The sequence below is a fragment of the Geodermatophilus sp. SYSU D01180 genome (genome assembly GCF_054050415.1).
This window is the reverse complement of the sequence record NZ_JBJGZH010000001.1, coordinates 590,599-610,767: the sequence shown is the minus strand read 5'-3', so window position 1 is coordinate 610,767 and position 20,169 is coordinate 590,599. Positions and strand designations below refer to the sequence as shown.

Here is a 20,169-nt window from a genome sequence, read left to right as displayed (position 1 = left end):
CACCCCCCCCCCCCCCCCCCCCCCCCCCCCCCCCCCCCCCCCCCCCCCCCCGCCGCGGCCCCCCCCCGGGCGGCCCCCCCCCCCCCCCCCCCCCCCCCCCGGAGTGGGGTCTGCCTGGGTCAGCTGGCCCCGCCGGCGGCGTTGGCGCCCTCGAGGCCGGTCAGCACCTTGTCGAAGAGGTCCTTGAGCTCGGGGCCGAGCAGGACCAGGGTCGCGATGATCGCGACGGCGATCAGGCCGACGAGCAGGCCGTACTCGACGGCGGTGGCGCCCTTCTCCTCCCGCTCGACGCGGTCCTTGGCGAAAGCGGCGAGGGTGACGAGGGCGGCGAGCGGGTTCAGCACGGTTCTCTCCTGGGGGGGTGGGCCGCCGGTCCGGATCGGTCGACCCGGCCAGTCACGGCGCTGCGGACACCGTCGGGCAGGAGATGCGCAGACTTGAGGGTCCTTCACCCCGTCCACGGACAGGGTTCATCCTCCCGGTGCGCTGAGCAGCCGGGCAGTTACCGTGAGTGTCCGGGTTTCATCAGGTGACGAGCGGAGCCAGGACCACCAGTCCGGTGCCCAGCAGCAGCGCCGGGCCGAAGGGCAGCTCCGTGCGGAGCCCCACGCGGCGGACCGCCATCAGCACCAGGGCCAGCCCCGCCTGGATCGCGAACCCGGCGAACAGGCCGAGCACGACGTGCGGCCAGCCCAGCCACCCCAGGTACAGGCCCAGGACGGCGCCCAGCTTGACGTCCCCCATCCCCATGCCGCGCGGTGAGATCAGCGCCATGAGCAGCAGGACACCGAACACGGCCGCGGCCGCGAGCACCGCGCGCAGCAGCGCCGGCCACTCCCCCGTGACCGCCGCCGCGCCGGCGAGCAGGACGACGCCCGCGACGAGGGTGGGCAGCACGACCCGGTTGGGCAGCAGCGAGTGCCGCCGGTCGATCGCGGCCAGCAGCACCCCGGCGACGGCCAGCAGGAGGTAGGCGGGCAGCGCGGCTGAGAGGCCGAAACGCCACGCGGTCAGCGCGCAGAGCGCGGCGGTCAGGAGGACCAGGACCGGCCGTGTCGCCGGCCGCTCCTCCGCTCGCTCGTCCTGCGACGGGAGCGCCGGTGCGCCAGCGGGCACCCGGGCGTCACGACTCCGTGTCGGCCGCCCTGCGGGTGGCCACGGGTAGCTCGCCGCAGCGCGGTCCACCGCCACGCCTGCGGCCAGACCGAGGACCGCGACGACCCCGGTGGCGACAGCGGTGGCGGACACGGCGGCCACGATGGCACGACGCGACGTGCAGGCCGGTGAGCGAAATGCGCCCCCTTCGGGTGAAACCCGGGACGCGGTCGGTGCTCGAGCTGCCGTGCTGGACGACGGTGGCGTGTTGCCCCGGACCCACCGGGTTGCTCCCCAGGAGCTGGGCCGTCCGGACCGTCGTCCCCGTCGGGCAGGCTGCGCGCGTGCCCTTCGACGCGACGCTCGTGCGGTGGCCCGGTGCCGGCGGCTGGGTCTTCGCGCCCGTGCCGGCGGAGCACGCGCCGGAGACCGCCGGTCCCTTCGGCCGGGTGCCCGTGACGGCGACCGTCGACGGACGAACGTGGTCGACCAGCGTCTGGCGCGACCGCGCGGCGGGCTGGCTGCTCCCCGTGCCCGCGCGGATCCGGCGGGACAAGGACGACGGCGACGTCGTCACGGTCGACGTCGAGGTGGACGCCGTCCGGTTGTGAGAGCCCGTCGCTGACCTGCGGGAACTGTCGTACCCCGGCCGTGGCGTGCGGGGTGTGCAGGAGGTCGCCGGGGACGCGTCGCCGGTGGAGCGCGCGCTTGCCGGCTGGCTGGTCGACCAGCCGGTCACCATCGCGCGGTTGCCGGTGGCGATGCTGTCCGATGAGCAGGCGGCCGCGGAGCTGCAGCGGGTGCAGGCGCGCAAGGCGATGGAGGCGGCCTACGAGGCCGAGCTCGTGCTGCGCCTGGCCGAGGCCCGCCCGGCCGATGTCGATCCCGCGCCCGGTACGCCGGGTGCCCGGTCGCGGTCGTGGGCGCCGGATCCCGAGCTGCCGGGTGTGTCGGAGTTCTTTACCGCCGAGCTGGCGGTGGTGCTCAACGTCGGCCGGGGCACCGCCTCGCACCTGGCGCACCGGGCGTGGACGTACCGCACGTACCTGCCCGGCACCTGGGCGGCGCTGGCCGCCGGGGAGGTGGACGAGGCCCGCGCCAGGGCGCTGGTCGAGGTGCTGGAGCACACCACCGCGGCGACCGCCGGGCGATCGAGGCCCGGGTGCTGCCCAACGCCCCGGCGCTGACGGTCCGCAGGCTGCGGGCGCGGGCGCTGGCGCTGCTGCAGGAGGCCGACGCCGCCCCCATCGATGCCCGCCGTGCGCGGGCCGAACGGCACGCCGACGTGCGGCTCTACGACTGCCCGTTCGACGGCATGGCCACCCTCGCCGCCGACCTGCCCACCGACGTCGCCGCCGCCTGCTCCGCCTTCATCGACGAACTCGCCCGGATGCTCGAGGCCGACGGCGATCCCCGCCCGATCGGGCAGCTGCGCACCCGGGTCTACGCCGACCTGTTGCAGCGCCCCGGGGAGACCGGCCGGCCGCCGGTGACGGCGCACCTGCAGGTCATCGCCACCCTCGGCGCCCTGGCCGGCCGCAGCACCGAGGCCGGTGCGGTGAACGGGCTGCCGATCACCGCCGCCCACCTCCGCGAACTGCTGACCCAACTGGACGGGCTCGGCGTCCGGGCGCCGGAGGGCGGGTCGGTCACCCTCACGCTGGTCGACGACGACGGCACCCTGCGCGCGACGAGCACGCTGGACCAGCTGGACCAGCTGGGCCGGTTGGCCGGCCGCGGCTGCCCCGACCACCCTGACACCGATACCGACTGCGAGTGCGCGGTGCTCGATCGCCCGGCCGCGGTCGAGCGCTGCGAGCCCTCCGCGGCGCAGCGGCGGTTCGTGCGCACCCGCGACCGCACCTGCCGCTTCCCCACCTGCGGCCAGCGCGTCGGCTGGGCCGACGCCGACCACGTCGTCCCGCACGCCCCCGGCGGCACCACCGACTGCGCCGACCTGTGCTGCCTGTGCCGCAGCCACCACCGCCTCAAGACCTTCGCCCGCGGCTGGCGCTTCCACATGACCGCCGACGGGATCCTCACCGTCACCGCGCCCTCGGGCATCACCCGGACGACCCGCCCACCGGGCGTGCGACCACCACTAGCTGAGCCCGACCCACCACCGGCCGGCACCGGACCACCGCCACCGGCCGACCCGGCCGACGACCCACCACCGTTCTGACCGAGCCGGCGGGTGTCGGCTCCTGCGAACGCGCCGAGCCGACACCCGTCCTCACCGCACCGCAGTGCCGCAGCCGCCGCCTCCCTGCCGAGGTGCCCGGCTGCCCTGGCGCGCGCCGACGTCAGCGGCCGTACCGGACGTGCAGCAGGCCGTCGTCGGTCTCGGTCAGCCGCCCGCCCGCCGCGGCCATCGCCTCCGCCGCCCGGGCGAGCCGCTCGTAGGCGGCCGCCGCGTCGGGCAGCGTCGCGGCGCGGTCGGCCGCGTGCCGGAAGGTCAGCGACTCGACCGTCCGGACGAGGACTCCTCCGGTCACGGCGTGCACCCGCAGGGCGCTCCCCTCGGCGACCAGGTCGCGGCCGGGACCGACCCGGGCCGCCACGACCGCCCACCGCCGGGAGCCGAGCTCCGCCGCCGGCACCTGGCGGGCGAGCTCGGCGAGCACCTCGGAGGGCAGGTCCGGCCCGCCCACCTGCACGGGTCCGCCCTCGCCGCGGGCCACGACCGGGCTGCCGGGGACGGCTCCGAGGGACAGCACGGCGTCGCCGGGGACCGGCGGCTCGTCGACCACCCGGACCCGCCAGCGCAGGACCGGGGCGACGCCGGTCGCCGGCAGCGGCACCGGGGCCGGGGACGTGGCGGCGCGCTGCCGCCGGGACGGGCGGGTCGCGAGCAGGTGGCCGTCGCGCATGGGCTGGGTCAGCGTCCAGCCGGCGGCGTGCGCGGCCCGGAGCTCGGCGGCCAGTGCGCGGACCCGCGCAGCGGCGTCGGCCAGCGAGACGACGTCGTCGAGGTCCCAGCGGTGCTCGGTCTCGTGGCGCGAGCCCGGCCAGGGCGACGGCGGGCGGGAGAGCTGCGTGGTCATGTCGGTCCTCGCGCGGACGGGACGCCCCGCGGCGGGGAGCCGGCGGGGACCGCCGGGCCGGCGCCACGGGGACGGACCGTCTCGCGGGTCGGGGCCGGCGGGTGTCCCCGGGCGGGGTCCGGCGCCGACCGGCCGATCATGGCACGACCCCGGGTCACTCCCCCAGGGCGAAGGTCGCCTCGACGACGGCGCGGACGACGACGTCCTGCGGGTCCAGCTCCAGCGCGGGACCGCCGCCGAGGGCCATGACCGCCATGGTCTCGGGAGCGCCGGGCACCGCGGAGGACAGCCCCGGGTCGGCCAGCTCCAGCAGCGGCCCGAGCGGGCGGCCGACGGCGTCGGCGAGGTCGGTGGCGGCCTCGCGGGCGGCGGCGACGGCGGACCGGCGGACGGCGCGGCGCGCGGCGGCCGGGTCGTCGAGGTCCCAGGAGACGCCGCCGATCCCGGCGCCGGCCGCCGCCACGACCTCGGCCAGCTCCGGGACGGCGCCCGCGTCGGCCTGCACGGTGCCGCCCACGGTCGCCTCCCAGCCGGCCCGCTCGGCGGTGCCGGTGTCCCAGACGAACCGCTCGTGCACCGCCACCCGCGACAGCACCACGGCCCGCACCCCGGCGACCCCGGCGAGCGCCGCACGCAGCCCGGCGGCGACCTCCGACGCCAGCGCCAGCGCCGCGGCGCGGCCGTCCGGGGAGACCTCGCGGACGTGCACCGCGAGCGTCGCGCAGTCGGGCGGGTGGTCGGCGGAGGCCTCCCCCCGCACGCGGACGACGGCCGGCGGCAGCGTCACGCGGGCCGTCAGCCGACCACGGGCGCGGGCCGCGCGGCGAGCTCCGCGACCACCGACTCGTAGCAGCCGTGCAGCAGGTCCAGCCGCTCGACGAGGCGGTCGACCCACGCCGCGGACGTGCTCACCGGCACCGGCTCGAACATCAGCGACCAGAACAGCCGGTCCACGTGCGCGGTGCGCACGAACCGCCGCTCCTCCACCGACAGCGTCGACCCGACGGCCGCGGCGAACCGCCGCGCGGCCTCCCTCCGCAGCCGCCCCGTCTCCGCGGGGACGGCCAGGCCGATCGCCCGGCCCAGCAGCGGGACCAGGCGCGGCCGGTCGGCGTCGGTGAGCACGTCGTTGGCGTGCCGCAGGACGGCGGCCAGCTCGGCGTCGACGCACGCCGGGGCGTCGCTGAACGGCTCACCGGCCAGCAGGGCCGTGTACTCGAGGAAGCACGCGCCGCGCACGGGCGTGCGATGCCGTCCCCGGCTCAGGACGGGCAGGAAGTCAGGGCTCCGCGTCATGGTCACCGCCCCCTCCGGGTCGACTCCGGCCCTCGGCGCGACGAGCGTAGGTCGGCGGGGCGGCTCAGCGGGGTCCCGCGGCCACGGCGAGACCACGCCGCAACCACCCGGCCAGGTCGGCGTCGGTCGCGTCGCCGGCGGTCGACGAGGACGAACGCCTGCACGTGCCGCGAGCCCAGCCCCACCGGCCCGACGTGCGGCTGCGCCGGCAGCCCCGGGACGGCGTCCGCGCCGACCCGCCCCGCCGGCGCGGCCGCCGTCACCCCGCAGACCACCCGGCCGCCCACGCTGGAGGACAGGCCACCGGCGACCACCCGCTCCTCGGCCGGCGCGTGCGGCGCGAGCAGCCGGCGCACCCGCCCGGCGGTCGCGGCGTCGTACGGCACGGCGCCGGCCCCCAGCCGCGCGGACAGCCCTCGACGGCGCCGGACGACGTCGGCCACGGTGGGCCGACGCCGACCCGAGGAGCCCCGCGCGATGACCCAGCTGTCCACCGCGATCGAGATCGCCGCGCCGCCCGAGCGGGTGTGGGCCGTGCTCACGGACCTGGGCACCTATCCCGAGTGGAACCCGTTCATCGTCCGGGCCGAGGGCGACGTCGCCCCCGGCGCCCGGCTGTCGCTGCGGATGCAGCCGGTGGGCGGGCGGGTGCTGACCATCCGCCCGCGCCTGCTCGAGGTCGCCCCGGCCCGCGAGCTGCGGTGGCTCGGCCGGCTCGGCGTCCCCGGCGTGTTCGACGGCGAGCACGCCTTCCGCCTCGAGCCCGCCGGGGCGGGCACCCGGCTGGTCCAGGAGGAGACCTTCCGCGGCGTGCTCGTCCCGCTGCTGGCGCGGTCGCTGCGGCGGAGCACGCTGCCCGCCTTCGAGGCCATGAACCGGGCGCTCAAGGAGCGCGCGGAGCGGACCTGAGGACGGTCGGTAGCGTCCGGCCATGACCGTCCTGCGCAGGCTGGGTGCCCTGGCCGCGGACCTCGCGCTGGGGCTGCGCCCCACCACCGGCACGCACACCGTCGAGCGGGACCTGCCGGTCCCGATGCCGGACGGCGTCACGCTGGTGGGCGACCTGTGGCGCCCCGCAGACGCGCGCGGACCGCAGCCGGTCGTCCTCGTCCGCACGCCGTACGGCCGGGCCGGTGCGGGCGGGCAGCTGTTCGCCGCGCCCCTGGCCCGGCGCGGCCTGACCGTCTTCCTGCAGGCGACCCGCGGCACGTTCGGCTCGGGCGGGCACTTCCGCCCGTTCACCACCGAGCACGAGGACGGCCTGGCCACCGTCGCCTGGCTGCGCGCCCAGCCGTGGTGCGACGGCCGGGTGGCCACCACCGGCGGCAGCTACTTCGGCCACACGCAGTGGGCGGTGGCGCCCTACGCCGACCCGCCGCTCACCTCGGTGTCGCCGCACATCACCTCGGCCGACGTCAGCGACACGGTCTTCTTCCCGGGCGGCGCGCCCTCGGTGCACACGGCGCTCGCCTGGTCGGCGCAGATCGGCCGGCAGGAGCGCGGCGGGCTGCTCGGCGGCCTGCCGAACCCCCGGCTGCGCGAGCGCGTCCGCCGCGCGCTGCAGCGGCTGCCGCTGCAGGCCGCCGACGTCCCGGTGGCCGGCGCACCGGTCCCCTTCTGGCGGGACTACGTGGCGCACTCCGAGCCCGGCGACCCGTTCTGGTCCGCCGCCGACCACGGCGACGCCGACCTGACCCGCATGCCGCCGGTCAACATGGTCACCGGCTGGTGGGACCTGTTCGTCGCCGGGCAGATGGCCGACGTCACCGCCCTGCAGGCCGCCGGCGTCCCGGTGCGGATCACCGTCGGCCCCTGGCTGCACGGCGAACTGGGCGAGCTGCGGGCGGTCCTGCGCAGCGACGTCGCCTGGCTCGACCACCACCTGCTGGGCGGGCCGGTGCCCAAGGGCGCCGCCGTCCGGGTGTTCCTGCAGCGGGCCGGCCGCTGGCTGGACCTCGACCAGTGGCCCCCGGCGCAGGCCCGCGACGAGGTCCTCCACCTGCGCGCCGGCGGCGGCCTCGGCGGCGCACCGGAGGACGGGGCGCCCAGCCGGTTCACCTACGACCCGGCCGACCCGACGCCGAGCGTCGGCGGGCCGCTGCTGCAGCCGCCGGGCAAGCAGGCCGACAACCGGGACGTCGAGGCGCGCGACGACGTCCTGGTGTTCACCGGCCCCCCGCTGGCCGCCGACCTCGACGTCGTCGGGCCGGTGCGGGCGCGGGTGCACCTGCGCACGGGGCTGCCGCACGCCGACGTCTTCGTCCGCGTCTGCGACGTCGACCCTGCCGGCGTCTCGCGCAACGTCGTCGACGGGATCCGCCGGCTCGACCCGCGCACCGTCCCGGCCGACGACGTCGCGGTCGCGGGCGACGGCACCCTCGCCGTCGACGTCGCGCTGTTCCCCACCGCGTACCGGTTCCGGGCCGGCCACCGGGTGCGGGTGCAGGTCAGCGGCGGCGCGTTCCCGCGGTTCGCGCGCAACCCGGGCACCGGCGCGCCGCTGGGCACGGCGACGGAGCTGCGGGCCAACCGCTTCGAGGTGCGGCACGACGCCGCGCACCCCTCGTGCGTGGTGCTGCCGGTCCTCCCCTGACCGTCAGGGGACGACGTCGGGCACGAACCGCTGGCTGTCCAGCGGCGGGCGCACGTAGTCCTCGTCGACCGGCGGCCGCGGCGGCAGCTCCGGCGGTTCGGGGGTGAGGTCCTCGTAGGGCACCTGGGCGAGCAGGTGCGAGATCACGTTGAGGCGGGCGCGCTTCTTGACGTCGGCCTCGACCACCCACCACGGCGCCTCGGGGATGTCCGTGGCGGCGAACATCGCGTCCTTGGCCTTGGAGAACTCGACCCAGCGGTTGCGCGCCTCGAGGTCCATCGGGCTGAGCTTCCAGCGCTTGGTCGGGTCGTGCAGCCGCGCCTGGAACCGCTTCTCCTGCTCGGTGTCGCTGACCGAGAACCAGTACTTGAGCACGGTGATCCCGCTGCGGACGAGCATCCGCTCGAACTCGGGGCAGGCGCGGAGGAACTCCTCGTACTCCTCGTCGGTGCAGAAGCCCATGACCCGCTCGACGCCGGCGCGGTTGTACCAGGACCGGTCGAACAGGACCATCTCGCCGCGGGTGGGCAGGTGCTCCACGTAGCGCTGGAAGTACCACTGCCCGCGCTCGCGCTCGGTCGGCGCCGGCAGCGCCACCACCCGGGTGGCCCGCGGGTTGACCGACTCGGTGATCCGCTGGATCGCGCCGCCCTTGCCGGCCGCGTCGCGGCCCTCGAACAGGACGACGACGCGCAGGCCCCGCGCGCGGATGAACTCCTGCTGCTTGACCAGCTCCACCTGGAGGCGGGCCATCTCCTCCTCGTAGTACGCCGTGGGGACCTTGCCGGTGGACCTGGGGGCCTCCTCGACGGAGGGGCCGGACCGCTTCTTGGACGCCATGCCGCAGCATCGACCCGCCGCGCCCGGCGGGACAAGGTGCTCCGGGGCGGTCAGGTGCCGCAGAACGTGACGAACGGGCCCCCGGGGCCGGGCGCGGCGTAGCGCTCCAGCCCGGGCTGCTCCTCGAACGGCCGCCGGACCACCTCGACCAGCCGCTCGACCGGGCCGAGGTCGCCGGCGGTGGCCGCGGTCAGCGCCTCCTCGACGAGGTGGTTGCGCGGCACGTACACGGGGTTGACCCGGTCCATGGCGTCCGCGTCCGGCGCCAGCGCCCGCCACCGCTCCAGCCAGGCGTCGATCCCGGCGAGGTCGAGGACCAGCTCGCGGACCGGCTCGGCGTCGCCGCGCGCGGCCGCCGACAGCGCCCGCACCGCGGAGGTGAGGTCGACCCGGCCGGCCTGCAGCAGCCCGAGCAGGTCCTCGACCAGGCCCTGCGTCACCTCGTCGACGAGCCCGGCGGGCAGGCCCAGCTTCGCCCGCCAGCCGGCCAGCAGCGCGGCGTCGAAGCGCGGGCGGAAGCCGCCGAGCGCCTCGACGGCCAGCGCGACCGCCTGCTCCTGCTCGCCGGCGAACAACGGCAGCAGCGCCTCGGCCAGGCGGGCGAGGTCCCACTCGGCGGCCAGCGGCTGGTTGCCGAACCGGTAGCGCCCGCCCTCGTCCACCGAGCTGAACCAGGTGTCGGGGTCGTAGCCCTCCAGGAACGCGCACGGCCCGTAGTCGATGGTCTCGCCGGACAGCGTCACGTTGTCGGTGTTCATCACGCCGTGCACGAAGCCGACGAGCATCCAGCGCGCCACCAGGTCCGCCTGCGCGGCGACGACGGCCTCGTACAGCGCGAGGTACGGCCGGTCGGCGTCCGCGGCGGCCGGGTGGTGCCGGGCGATCGCCTCGTCGGCCAGCCGGCGCAGCAGGTCGTCGTCGCCGGTGGCGCGGGCGTACTGCGCGCTGCCCACCCGCAGGTGGCCGGCGGCCACGCGGGCGAGGACGGCGCCGGGCAGCAGGGTCTCCCGGCGCACCGGCCGCCCGGTGGCGACGACGGCGAGCGAGCGGGTCGTGGGGATGCCGAGGGCGTGCATCGCCTCGCTGACGACGTACTCGCGCAGCATCGGCCCGACGGCGGCCAGCCCGTCGCCGCCGCGGGAGAACGGCGTGGCGCCCGAGCCCTTGAGGTGCAGGTCGACCGGCCGGCCGTCGGCGGCGGTGAGCTCGCCGAGCAGCAGCGCGCGGCCGTCGCCGAGCCGCGGGTTGTAGTGGCCGAACTGGTGGCCGGCGTAGGCCTGGGCCACCGGCCGCGCGCCCTCGGGCACGACGGTGCCGGTGAGCAGCCCGACGCCCGCGGGACCGCGCAGCGCCTCGGCGTCCAGGCCGAGCTCCGCGGCCAGCGGCTCGTTGAGCACCAGCAGCCGCGGGTCGGGCGTCTCCACGGCCTGCCACGGCACCGCCATCTCCGGCAGCGCGGTGGCGAAGCGGGTACCGAGGGCGACGGAGACGCCGGGGGTGACGGTCACCCCCTCGAATGTACGGACGGGGCTCAGCCGCGCCCGGGCAGGCGATCGGCCACCCGCGCGGCGAGGGTGCGCAGGCGGCCGGCCGCGGACGGGCGCGGCGCCTCGAGCCGCGACTCGACGGCGGCCAGCCGCGTCTCCAGGTCGGTGACCGTGGCTGGGGTCGCCGGGGCGGGTGGCGGCGTCACCGCGAGCTCGGCCAGGCTCTCGGTCAGCCCGGACACCAGGCCGGCCACCTCGTCGGGCCGGAGCTTGACGGTGCCGACGCACGCGTCGTCGCGCCAGATGCTCAGGTTGACCAGGCCCTGCGCCGGGTGCGCGGAGACGCGGACCGCGCGGGTCCGGTCGCGTGCGTCCCACACCCAGCGGGCCCGTGCCGGCATCGCGGTGACCGTCATCACGCCATGATCGCGGCCGACGACCCCGCGTGCCAGCAGGAGCGCGTCACACGTCGGTGGGCATCCCCCGGTCGAGCCACCGGAACCGCCGGCGGACGTCGTCCGGCGCGGCGGCCAGGTCGCGCTCGGCCGCCGCCCGTCCCTGCCGGAAGTGGCTCCACCCCTCGTGGTGCACGGGGACGACGACCCGCGCCCCGGTCGCCCGGCACACGGCGGCGGCCTCCCGCCCGGTCATCGAGTACCGCACCGGCCCGGTGACCGGGAAGCGCACCCCGCCCAGGTGCAGCACCGCGACGTCGACCCGCAGCCGCTCGGCGACCCGGCGCAGCCCGGCGAAGGCCACCGTGTCCCCGGAGATCCACAGTGCCCCGCCGTCCGAGCCGGCCTCCCGGACGGCGAACCCGACGACGTCGCCGACCAGCCGGCGGCTCAGCGGCGGCCCGTGCCGCGCCGGCGTGGCGGTCACCTCCAGCGGCGCGAGCCCCGGCGTCTCGAGCACCGTCGTCTGCCAGTCGCGCAGGCCGCGGGCGCCGTTGCCGAGCCGGCGGGCACCGGACGCGGTGGTCACCACCACCGGCACCTCGGCGAGCAGGGCGCGGCCTGCGTGGTCGAGGTTGTCGGCGTGGTGGTCGTGGCTGAGCAGGACGGCGTCGACCGGCAGGACGTCGGCGGGGGCCAGCGCCGGTCCCGCCGTCTTGGTCGACCCGGTGCCCCAGCCGAAGGCGTAGGAGCGGCCCGGCGGGTCGAAGGTGGGGTCGGTGAGCAGCCGCCGCCCGGCGACCTCGACCAGCAGCGTCGGGCCGCCGACGTGCGTCAGCCGCACGTCACTGCGCGCCGGCGACCTGCGGACGTGGTCCGGTCGCGTGGGCGAGCGCCCAGTCGAGGGCCTCGTCGGCGATCGCCTCCCAGCCCGGCGAGGCCGGCAGCAGGTGGGGGTAGCCGGGGTACTCGCGCACCTCGGTCACCGTGTCGCCGCGGTAGTGCGCCGCGTTCGACCGCTGCACCGACGGCGGCATGAGGTGGTCCTCGCCGCCGGAGACGAACAGCAGCGGAGGCCGCGCCTCGTTGCCGTAGTCGACGTGCGCGTCCTGCGGGCCGGGCATGAGGTTGGCCAGCACGGAGTTCCACAGGATCCGGCCCGACGCCGAGATGTGGTAGCGCTGGTAGAGGGCCCGCGACTCGTCCTCGGGGAACGTGTTGGCGAAGGCGTAGTGCCACTGCTCCTCGGTCAGCCCGACGGCGCGGTGGCGGTTGGCGGGGTTCTTGAGCACCGTCCAGGTGGAGCGCAGCTGCGACAGCGGCACCACCCGCACGCCCTCGGTCGGCGCCGAGTTGAACACCACGCCCACCGCGCCGAGGCCGCGGTCGAGCAGCAGCTGCGTGAACGTCCCGCCGGCGGAGTGGCCCATGAGGACCGGCGGGCGGTCCAGCCCGCGGACCAGCGCGGACAGGTGCTCGACGATGGCCGGCAGCGTGACCTCGGCGATCGGCGTCGGGTCCGCGTTGAGCGCCTCGACCTCGCCCTCGAAGCCGGGGTAGGTCGGGGTGAGCACGCGGAAGCCGCGCTGCTCGTAGTGCGTCTTCCAGTGCTCCCAGCTGCGCGGGGTCACCCAGAAGCCGTGGATCAGGACGACGGTGTCCGGTGCGGTGGGGCCCGGTGCGGTGGTGCCCGGTGCGGTGCGGGGTGCCGGTGGCGTGGTCACGGTCGCTCCCTCGGGGTGGTGGCCGGTCAGCGCGAGCCTGGCAGCGGCCCCGGCCGGCGACGGGTCCCTGCCTGCACGACTCCGGTCCCTGGCTGCACACCTGCGGGTACCGGACGCGGCCCGGCTCTGCCAGGCTCGGCGGCGTCCACGGGGACGTCAGCCGCCCGAGGCCCAGGGACGCCGCGATGCTGCTCTTCGACACCACCCCGCTCCCCCGCGCCGACCGCGCCGAGGCCTTCCGCGTCGCGGTGCAGGAAGCGTCGGCGGCCTGCCGCGTCGAGCACCGCGAGGACCCCGCGGAGGTGCAGGCGCGGGTGCAGGCGTTCCCGTACGGGACAGCGGTGCTGCTGGCCACCGACGCGACCCGGTTCCGCATGGTGCGCACCCGGCGGCACGTCGCCCGCGACGAAGCCCCACTGGTGGCGCTGGCCTTCCAGCACCGCGGCCGGGGCGAGTTCGACCAGCTCGGCCACGAGCAGCTCGTCGAGGGCGGGGACCTGGTGCTCGTGGACATGAGCGCGCCCTACGGGTTCGCCTGCGCGACCGGCGGCGGGTCCCGCGCACTGCTGGTCCCCCTCGACCGGCTCGGCCTGCCGGTCGACGTCGTCCGCCGGGCGGCGCCGCGGCTGCGGGCCAGCGCGCTGCACGGGCTGGTGCGCGCGCACCTGCAGCGGATCGCCGACGACGCGGCGGCGCTGTCGGCCGACCCGGGGGCCGCCGCGCTCGGCGCGGCCACGGTCGAGCTGGTCCGCGCGCTCGTCGTGTCCGCGGCCGGCGACGACCGCCACGGCCCGCCGGTGCGGGAGGACACGCTGGTGACCCGGGTGCGGGCGCACGTCGCCCGGCACCTCACCGACCCCGGTCTCACCCCGGCCGCCGTCGCCCGGGCGCACGGCGTCTCGGTCCGGCAGCTCTACAAGGCCTTCGCCGCGGCCGGCGCCAGCCTCGAGCAGGAGGTCATCGCCCGGCGGCTGGAGGCCGCGCGCGCCCGGCTGGCCTCACCCGCCGGACGGCAGCGGTCCATCGCCGCGACCGCCCGCGCCTGCGGCTTCGCCGACCCCAGCCACTTCGCCCGCCGGTTCCGCGAGGCCTTCGGGATGAGTCCGCGGGAGTGGCAGCGGGCGTCCGCCGCCCGCTGACCGCCGACCGGCGTCGACCTCGGTGCGCGGGCCGCCGCGGGCGAGGAACGCGGCGACGCCGGGCGGGCGGTAGCGCTCGTCCTGCAGGTACCGCCGGACGGCGGTCGAGGCCAGGCTCTCGGTGCGCGGGTGGCCCACGCCGATCGGCCGGTGGTACCGCGGCAGCAGCCGGTAGAGGCCGGTGCGGGAGTCCCGCAGCTCGCCGAGCGGGTCGGGCACCGGGCGCGGGCGGTTGTCGTCCGGGGCCCCGTCGGGCGAGGGCGGCGCGGAGGCGTCGCGGTGGAACGCGTCGGGGTTGAAGGCGAGGCCGCACTCGCGGGCCCGGTCCACCATCCACAGCAGGGCGACGTCGGACAGCGAGGTGTCGCGGTAGCCGCCGCCGACGCCGCAGTGCACGCCGGAGAACCAGACCTGCTCCAGCCGCTGGCCCTCCGGACGGGCGTCGCCCTCGCGCGGCTCCCACAGCGTGGGCCGGAAGGCGCGGCGCGTCTCGTCCACGGCCAGCGCCTGGAAGGCGTTGCGCACCTTCGAGCTCAGCGTCGTGTCGTGGAACGCCCACCGCCGGTTGACGAAGCCCAGCCCGCGCACCGGCAGCCCGAGCGCGCCCACGGTGTCCCAGACGCCGATGAAGTGGATCCCGGGCTCGTGGGAGTAGGAACGCCGGAACAGTTCGGCCTCGGTGCCGCGGGGGTGGGCCTCCCGGCACCGGTAGAGCTCGTAGGCCTCGTCGAGCCGGCCGGCGTGGCGGCGCTCCAGCACCCCGGCGGTGCGGACGAAGCCGGCGGTGCTGCGGGCGGTGAACGCGCCACGGCTGAACCCGAAGAACCACAGCTCGTCGCCGGGGTCGTACTCGTCCACGATCGTCCGGTAGGCGTCCTTGACGGCGCGGGACAGCCCCACGCCGAACGCGCCACCGCGGTACCGCTCGCCACGGGCGGTGCCGACCCCGCGCAGGTAGTAGACGCACTGCCGCAGCCCGTCGTCGCCGGCCGGGGCGACCTCCAGGGCGAGCTTGGTGACGTTGGTCGGGCACGGCCGGCCCTCGGCCACCTGGTCCGGGGTGTTCCAGGTGCCGTCGCAGCACACGACCAGTCGCTTCGGCATCCCACCTCCCGCGTCGCTCCCCGCCACGGTGCTCCCCCGCCGCCCGGCCGACAAGGCCCCGCTCCGCCGCCGCCCCGACGCGCCACCGTGCCGACGCACCGTCGTGCCGGCGCCCCGCTTTGCCGACCCGCCGGGACGCGGGCACGCTCGCCGCACACGGGGCCCGCGACGAGGGGACGTCCATGAGCACTCGGGACCAGCGCTCCGTCTGGCGGCGCCTGCCGGTCGAGCAGATGGACGACGCCGAGGAACGCACCGCCGGCGGCGCGCTCGCCAAGAGCCTGGGGCTGTGGCAGCTGACCGCGATCGGGGTCGGCGGCATCATCGGCGTCGGGATCTTCTCCCTCGCGGGGCTCGTGGCCGCCGGCGACGCGGACAACGAGGCCGTCGGGCCGGCCGTGCTCATCGCCTTCCTGATCGCGGGCCTGGCGTCGGCGGCGGCGGCGCTGTCCTACGCCGAGTTCGCCGGGATGATCCCGCGGGCCGGGTCCGCCTACACCTACGGCTACGTCGCCCTCGGCGAGCTCGTCGCGTGGTTCATCGGCTGGGACCTGCTCCTGGAGTACATCGCCATCGTCGCCGTCGTGGCGATCGGCATCTCCGGCTACCTCGGCGAGCTGCTCGACAACCTCGGGCTCACCCTGCCGACGTCGCTCACCGCGTCCGCCGAGGAGGGCGGCGTCGTCAACGCCCCCGCCGTCCTGATCTGCCTGCTGGTCACGTTCATCCTCAGCCGCGGCACGCGGACCTTCGGCCGGTTCGAGCTGGTGGCGGTGGGGATCAAGATCCTGCTGATCCTCGGCATCATCGGGCTCGGCGTCTTCTACACCGAGGCGGGGAACTACGACCCCTTCCTGCCGTCCGGCTTCGGCCCGGTGCTCACCGGCGCGGCCACCGTCTTCTTCGCGGTCTTCGGCTACGACGCCATGAGCACCGCCGCCGAGGAGGCCGAGCACGGCAAGGAGCACATGCCGAAGGCGATCATCCTGTCGCTGGTCATCGCGATGGTGCTCTACGTCGCCGCGACGCTGGTGCTCACCGGGATGCAGGACTACCGGGACATCGACCCGACCGCGGGCTTCGCCTCCGCCTTCGAGAGCGTGGGCCTGCCGGTGATCGCCAGCATCATCTCCGTCTTCGCCGTGCTGTCCATCCTGACGGTGATGCTGACCTTCCTGCTCGGCGTCACCCGCGTCTGGTTCTCCATGAGCCGCGACGGGCTGCTGCCCCCGTGGTTCGCCAAGGTGGACCGGACCGGCACCCCGCAGCGGGTCACGTGGATCGCCGGTGTGGGGGCGGCCGTGCTGGCCGGCGTCTTCCCGATCCGCGCCGTCGCGGACCTGACGAACATCGGCATCCTGTCGGCGTTCATCGTGGTCTGCGTCGCGGTCATCCTGTTCCGCTACACGCGGCCGGACACGCCGCGGCCGTTCCGGTTGCCGCTCATGCCCGTCGTCCCGGCCTTCGGGGTGCTCGCGTCGCTGTTCCTCATCTGGCAGCTGCCGTGGGAGACGTGGGCCCGCTTCGGGGTCTGGCTGCTGATCGGGCTGGTCGTCTACGCCGTCTACGGGCGGAAGCACTCGCTCCTGAACCCGGACAGCCCGATCCACCGCCGAGGGGTCGACGACTGAGCGACGCGCGGCCGTCGAGGTCCCAGGTCCCTGCTGCTGTCCACCGTGACCCGACCGCCGCCCGGTACCGGGGCGTTGGGCCCTGTCCCGCAGGCCGCGGGCGGGCCACGGTGGTCCGGGCGGGGACGACCGCACGACCGACGACGCCCACCGGAGGCAGCCGTGCCGACGACGCGGAGGACGACCGGCTCCCTGCGAGCGGCGGTGGTGGTGACGGGCGCGGTCGCCCTGACGGTCACGACCGTCCCGTCCGCGGCGGCGTCCTGGCCGGAGGTGATCGTCCTGCCGGGCGCCACCTCGGCCGAGGGCATCGCGGCGGGCGGGGGCGACACGTTCTACGCGGGCGACCTGTTCGCCGGCGACGTCTTCCGCGGCGACCTGGAGGCGGGGACCGCCGAGCTGTTCATCGACGCACCGGCCGGCCGGTGGGCGGTCGGCATGGACGCCGATCTCCGGCACGGCCTGCTCTACGTCGCCGGCGGCGGCCCCGGCCAGGCGCACGTCTACGACCTGCACACCGGGAAGACGGTCGCCACCTACCAGTTCGCGCCGCCGTCGCCGCCCGGGGGTCCGTTCACCACGCTGGTCAACGACGTCGTCGTCACCCCGGCGGGCGCGTGGTTCACCGACAGCCGGCGCGCCGTGCTGTACCACGTGCCGATCGACTCCTCCGGGCGGCCGGGGCCGTTCCGCACGCTGCCGCTGCACGGGCCGGCGGCCGACACCGCCGGCGAGATCAACCTCAACGGCATCGACGCCGCGCACCACGGCGCCACGCTCGTGGTCGCGCACTCGACCAACGGCGAGCTCTACACGGTCGACCCCGCCACCGGCGACAGCGCGGTCGTCGCCGGGGTGAGCGTGCCGTCCGTGGACGGCATCGAGCTGCACCGCGACTCGCTGTGGGCGGTGCAGAACACCGACCGGGTGAGCGAGGTCCGGCTGAGCTGGGACCTGGCGTCCGGGTCCGTCGTGGAGGTCATCACCAGCGACCTCTTCCGGACCCCGGCGACCGCCATCCGGCACGAGGGACGGCTCGCCGTCGTGAACACGCACTTCGACACCGGCATCCCGCCCACCGCGGACCGGTACGAGGTCGTCCTCGTCCACGACTGACCCCTCCCGCAGGGTCAGGGCGTCCCCCCGGGCGGCTCGTCGAAGAGCGCGAGGACCACGGGGAGCAGCCAGTCCAGGCGGTCGAGGACGCCGCTGCCCGGCGGTATGAAGTGGGTGGTCCCCGGCAGGATGGCCAGGCGCGCCCGTGGGAGGCCGGCCAGATCGCCCATCGCGCCGCCGCCGAGGAGGCGGAAGAGTTCGACCGCGGACTCGGCGCGGACGGCGTCGGCGTCCCCGGCGACGACCAGGGTGGGCGCGGTGATCCCGCGGATGTCCTCGGCGGACCAGTCGAAGGGGGTCTCGTCGAGCGTCTTGAGCTTCTGGACGAGGACCGGGAAGTGGTCGGGGTCGGGCGCGAGCGCCCGGTAGCCCTCCTCCATCGGAGTGCCGGCGAACGCCTCAGGCGTGATGGTCGGGATCATCTCCAGCAGTTCCGGCTGCATCCCCTCGCTGGAGTGCGACGCCGACACCACGACCAGCGTCCGGACCACGCCCGGGTGGCGGACGGCCACCTGCAGCGCCGCGGCGCCGCCCATGCTGAAACCCAGGACGTCGGCGCGCTCGATGCCGAGGTGAGCGAGGAGGGCCGCGGCGTCGTCGGCCAGGCCCTCGTAGGTGATCGGGCGGTCGACGTCCGCCGTCCGGCCGTGTGCCTGCAGGTCCGGGACGACGACCTCGCGGGTGGCGGCCAGGGCGCTCACCAGCGGCCCGAGGTCGCCGGCCGACATGTACGCGCCGTGCAGGAGGAGGACCGGGCCGGCGGCCGGCTCCCCCGCGGGCCCGTGGACCTCGAAGTACATCTCCAGTCCGTTGACCGGGGCGTAGCCGGTCCTCGTCACAGCAGCGGTGTCGGTCATGGCGCCCCTCCTCGGCGGTCCGGAGTCGGCGATCGTCGCGCGATCGGCACGGCAGCGGGAACCCCCGCCGGTCCCGGCGGACGTGGCAGCGTGGCCACGTGGACCGCGCCGGGGTGCTGCAGTGGGTGGCTCAGTACGAGCGCGCGTGGCGGGAGGGGGACGTGGCCGGGATCGCCCGGCTGTTCACCGACGACGCCCGGTACCGGCGCTCCCCCTACGAGCCGTCCGAGGTCGGCCACGCGGCGATCCGGGCGTTCTGGCGGGAGGACGAGGGCCGGGCGTTCACGGTGACCGCGGAGCCGGTCGCCGTCGAGGGGCGGGACGCGGTGGTCCGGCTGGAGGTGCGCTACACCGACCCGGTCCAGGAGTACCGGGACCTGTGGGTGCTGCGCTTCGCCGACGACGGCCGGGTCGCGGACTTCGAGGAGTGGGCGTACTGGCCGGGCCGCTCGTACACCGCGGAGGGCGACACGGCGGGCTGAGGAGTCGTGTCCGGCGGAGCAGCGCCCGGGGCCGCCGCGTGCCGTCCCGGCCTACGCTCGTCCGGCATGGCGACGGTCTTCGCCGGGATGGCGGCCAGCCTGGACGGCTTCGTCCAGTCGAGGTCCGGGGACCTCGCGTGGCTCAACGACGCCATGGCCCCCGGTGAGGACTACGGCTTCGCGGAGACCGAGGCCCGCACCGGGGCCTACGTCGTCGGCGCGAACACCTACCGGGAGATGGGCACCGCCGGTGCCGGTGGCGTGCCGACCTGGGTGGTCACCCACGACGCCGACCTGCCGACCGGCCGGAACACGCGCACGTACTCCGGCGACCTGACCCGGCTGATCGACACCGTGCGGTCCGAGGTCGAGCCCGGCAAGGACGTCTGCGTCTTCGGCGGCGGGCGGCTGGTCACCCAGCTGCTGGAGCTCGGCCTCGTCGACGAGCTGGGCGTCTCCGTCGTCCCCGTCCTCCTGGGGGACGGCGTGCCGTTCTTCGGCACGATGACCGCGAGCACGAGGCTCCGGCTGATCGAGTGCCGGCCCTTCCCCTCAGGGATCGTGCTGGTGAACTACCGGGTCGTGCGGCCCTGACCGGGCCGGGTGAGCGCCCCGTCCGGCGGGGACGACGCCGGACGGGGCGCCCCCGCTCAGCCGGCGAAGGCCTCGCGGCCCGCCTCGGCGACCCCAGGGGGCCTCGCGCGGAGGACGCCCCACCACGGAGGGGCGACGGTACTGGCCGGGGCAGGACCGGACAACGAGTCGCGGGATGGCGGACCCGCCGGCGGTCAGCCGTGCAGGGTGGGCCGGTAGACGAGCTCCTGGATGCGGCCGTCGAACGTCCGGCTGCCGAGCAGCTCGAGGTCGAAGTCGGCCGCACCCCCGAAGACCGGTGCCGTCCCGGTCCTCCCGGTGATCACGGGGAAGACCGTCACCTGCACGCGGTCGACCAGGCCGGCGGCCATCAGCGCCCGGTTCATCGACAGGCTGCCGTGCGAGCGCAGCGGCACCGCGGACTCCTCCTTGAGCCGGGCGACGACGTCGACGGCGTCCCCGGGCTCGAGGGTCGCGTCGGGCCAGTCGAGGGGGGCCTGCAGCGTCGTGGACACGACCGTCGTCGGCATGGTCCGCATCCGGGTGTTGAGCGGGTCGGTGACCTGGGCCGGGTCCAGGAACTGCACGAACTCCCGGAAGGTGGCGGCCCCGAGGACCAGGCGCTGCTCCGCGCGGTACTGCGCGAGGCGGTGGTCGAGGAACTCCGGGCCCTCCTTGCCCCAGTAGCCGCCCCAGTCGCCGTCCTCGCCGTAGGAGCCGAAGCCGTCGAGGGTGGAGAAGACGTCGAAGGTGTAGGTGGCGGTCACGGTGC

Annotated in this window: 23 protein-coding genes and 1 pseudogene; 10 read left to right on the top strand and 14 right to left on the bottom strand. The window is 76.3% G+C overall.

Annotation, left to right across the window (positions count from 1 at the left end; genetic code table 11):
• Positions 1-119: 119 nt before the first annotated feature.
• Both ACI8AA_RS02750 and ACI8AA_RS02745 read right to left on the bottom strand, forming a co-directional pair.
• On the bottom strand, positions 120-344 hold the full coding sequence (locus ACI8AA_RS02750; RefSeq protein WP_457042981.1) for a Flp family type IVb pilin: 225 nt from the start codon (positions 342-344) through the stop codon (positions 120-122).
• Positions 345-525: 181 nt separating this feature from the next.
• Positions 526-1,248: a prepilin peptidase gene (locus tag ACI8AA_RS02745; protein WP_457042980.1), complete on the bottom strand. Its 723-nt coding sequence runs from the start codon at positions 1,246-1,248 to the stop codon at positions 526-528.
• Positions 1,249-1,439: 191 nt separating this feature from the next.
• On the opposite strand from ACI8AA_RS02745, the gene ACI8AA_RS02740 reads away from it, so the two are divergent.
• The 3 genes from ACI8AA_RS02740 to ACI8AA_RS02730 are packed head-to-tail and all read left to right on the top strand — an operon-like array spanning position 1,440 to position 3,277.
• On the top strand, positions 1,440-1,706 hold the full coding sequence (locus ACI8AA_RS02740; protein ID WP_457042979.1) for a DUF1905 domain-containing protein: 267 nt from the start codon (positions 1,440-1,442) through the stop codon (positions 1,704-1,706).
• A 54-nt stretch (positions 1,707-1,760) separates the two neighbouring features.
• On the top strand, positions 1,761-2,282 hold the full coding sequence (locus ACI8AA_RS02735; protein ID WP_457042978.1) for a hypothetical protein: 522 nt from the start codon (positions 1,761-1,763) through the stop codon (positions 2,280-2,282).
• A complete protein-coding gene (locus tag ACI8AA_RS02730; protein WP_457042977.1) occupies positions 2,258-3,277 on the top strand; it encodes an HNH endonuclease signature motif containing protein in 1,020 nt (339 codons plus the stop codon). The genes ACI8AA_RS02735 and ACI8AA_RS02730 overlap by 25 nt, the downstream gene beginning before the upstream one ends.
• Before the next feature lie 121 nt (positions 3,278-3,398).
• Here the strand turns inward: ACI8AA_RS02730 and ACI8AA_RS02725 are convergent, their stop codons facing one another.
• The 4 genes from ACI8AA_RS02725 to ACI8AA_RS02710 form a co-directional block, all read right to left on the bottom strand.
• The gene (locus tag ACI8AA_RS02725; protein WP_457042976.1) at positions 3,399-4,139 is read right to left on the bottom strand and encodes a hypothetical protein; all 741 of its coding nucleotides are present in this window, start codon (positions 4,137-4,139) and stop codon (positions 3,399-3,401) included.
• Positions 4,140-4,293: 154 nt separating this feature from the next.
• Positions 4,294-4,926, bottom strand: a complete 633-nt coding sequence (locus ACI8AA_RS02720) for an SIMPL domain-containing protein (protein WP_457042975.1) — start codon at positions 4,924-4,926, stop codon at positions 4,294-4,296.
• Positions 4,927-4,934: 8 nt separating this feature from the next.
• Positions 4,935-5,378, bottom strand: coding sequence for a hypothetical protein (locus ACI8AA_RS02715; RefSeq protein WP_457042974.1), 444 nt, complete (start codon positions 5,376-5,378; stop codon positions 4,935-4,937).
• A gap of 59 nt (positions 5,379-5,437) precedes the next feature.
• The gene (locus ACI8AA_RS02710; RefSeq protein ID WP_457042973.1) at positions 5,438-5,878 is read right to left on the bottom strand and encodes a hypothetical protein; all 441 of its coding nucleotides are present in this window, start codon (positions 5,876-5,878) and stop codon (positions 5,438-5,440) included.
• Between the two features lie 34 nt (positions 5,879-5,912).
• Here ACI8AA_RS02710 and ACI8AA_RS02705 point away from each other — a divergent pair, with 34 nt between their 5' ends.
• A complete protein-coding gene (locus tag ACI8AA_RS02705) occupies positions 5,913-6,344 on the top strand; it encodes an SRPBCC family protein (protein WP_457042972.1) in 432 nt (143 codons plus the stop codon).
• A 22-nt stretch (positions 6,345-6,366) separates the two neighbouring features.
• The gene (locus ACI8AA_RS02700) at positions 6,367-8,028 is read left to right on the top strand and encodes a CocE/NonD family hydrolase (RefSeq protein ID WP_457042971.1); all 1,662 of its coding nucleotides are present in this window, start codon (positions 6,367-6,369) and stop codon (positions 8,026-8,028) included.
• Positions 8,029-8,031: 3 nt separating this feature from the next.
• Here ACI8AA_RS02700 and ppk2 read toward each other — a convergent pair whose 3' ends face one another.
• The 5 genes from ppk2 to ACI8AA_RS02675 are packed head-to-tail and all read right to left on the bottom strand — an operon-like array spanning position 8,032 to position 12,474.
• On the bottom strand, positions 8,032-8,868 hold the full coding sequence (gene ppk2, locus ACI8AA_RS02695; protein ID WP_457042970.1) for a polyphosphate kinase 2: 837 nt from the start codon (positions 8,866-8,868) through the stop codon (positions 8,032-8,034).
• A gap of 50 nt (positions 8,869-8,918) precedes the next feature.
• Positions 8,919-10,376, bottom strand: a complete 1,458-nt coding sequence (locus ACI8AA_RS02690) for a protein adenylyltransferase SelO (RefSeq protein WP_457042969.1) — start codon at positions 10,374-10,376, stop codon at positions 8,919-8,921.
• A 23-nt stretch (positions 10,377-10,399) separates the two neighbouring features.
• Positions 10,400-10,771 (bottom strand): hypothetical protein, encoded by a 372-nt coding sequence (locus ACI8AA_RS02685; protein ID WP_457042968.1) that lies wholly within the window; start codon positions 10,769-10,771, stop codon positions 10,400-10,402.
• Positions 10,772-10,817: 46 nt separating this feature from the next.
• Positions 10,818-11,594, bottom strand: coding sequence for an MBL fold metallo-hydrolase (locus ACI8AA_RS02680; RefSeq protein WP_457042967.1), 777 nt, complete (start codon positions 11,592-11,594; stop codon positions 10,818-10,820).
• Position 11,595: 1 nt separating this feature from the next.
• The gene (locus ACI8AA_RS02675; protein WP_457042966.1) at positions 11,596-12,474 is read right to left on the bottom strand and encodes an alpha/beta hydrolase; all 879 of its coding nucleotides are present in this window, start codon (positions 12,472-12,474) and stop codon (positions 11,596-11,598) included.
• A 185-nt stretch (positions 12,475-12,659) separates the two neighbouring features.
• Between ACI8AA_RS02675 and ACI8AA_RS02670 the strand changes: the two are divergent.
• Positions 12,660-13,544: pseudogene (locus tag ACI8AA_RS02670) on the top strand (AraC-like ligand-binding domain-containing protein); the annotation flags it as partial.
• Here the strand turns inward: ACI8AA_RS02670 and ACI8AA_RS02665 are convergent.
• Positions 13,473-14,717 carry a DUF2235 domain-containing protein gene (locus tag ACI8AA_RS02665; RefSeq protein WP_457042965.1) on the bottom strand — a complete coding sequence of 415 codons (1,245 nt, stop codon included), beginning with the start codon at positions 14,715-14,717 and terminating at the stop codon, positions 13,473-13,475. The pseudogene ACI8AA_RS02670 and the gene ACI8AA_RS02665 sit on opposite strands and share 72 nt — an antisense overlap.
• A gap of 182 nt (positions 14,718-14,899) precedes the next feature.
• Between ACI8AA_RS02665 and ACI8AA_RS02660 the strand changes: the two genes are divergently transcribed.
• A complete protein-coding gene (locus ACI8AA_RS02660) occupies positions 14,900-16,348 on the top strand; it encodes an amino acid permease (RefSeq protein WP_457042964.1) in 1,449 nt (482 codons plus the stop codon).
• A gap of 162 nt (positions 16,349-16,510) precedes the next feature.
• A complete protein-coding gene (locus tag ACI8AA_RS02655; RefSeq protein WP_457042963.1) occupies positions 16,511-17,464 on the top strand; it encodes a hypothetical protein in 954 nt (317 codons plus the stop codon).
• A 14-nt stretch (positions 17,465-17,478) separates the two neighbouring features.
• On the opposite strand, the gene ACI8AA_RS02650 is transcribed toward ACI8AA_RS02655, so the two are convergent.
• The gene (locus ACI8AA_RS02650) at positions 17,479-18,321 is read right to left on the bottom strand and encodes an alpha/beta fold hydrolase (protein ID WP_457042962.1); all 843 of its coding nucleotides are present in this window, start codon (positions 18,319-18,321) and stop codon (positions 17,479-17,481) included.
• A 98-nt stretch (positions 18,322-18,419) separates the two neighbouring features.
• Between ACI8AA_RS02650 and ACI8AA_RS02645 the strand changes: the two genes are divergently transcribed.
• Complete coding sequence (locus tag ACI8AA_RS02645) at positions 18,420-18,803, top strand: YybH family protein (protein ID WP_457042961.1); 384 nt, start codon at positions 18,420-18,422, stop codon at positions 18,801-18,803.
• Positions 18,804-18,869: 66 nt separating this feature from the next.
• A complete protein-coding gene (locus tag ACI8AA_RS02640; RefSeq protein WP_457042960.1) occupies positions 18,870-19,397 on the top strand; it encodes a dihydrofolate reductase family protein in 528 nt (175 codons plus the stop codon).
• A gap of 194 nt (positions 19,398-19,591) precedes the next feature.
• Here the strand turns inward: ACI8AA_RS02640 and ACI8AA_RS02635 are convergent, their stop codons facing one another.
• The gene (locus ACI8AA_RS02635; RefSeq protein ID WP_457042959.1) at positions 19,592-20,164 is read right to left on the bottom strand and encodes a dihydrofolate reductase family protein; all 573 of its coding nucleotides are present in this window, start codon (positions 20,162-20,164) and stop codon (positions 19,592-19,594) included.
• Positions 20,165-20,169: the final 5 nt, after the last annotated feature.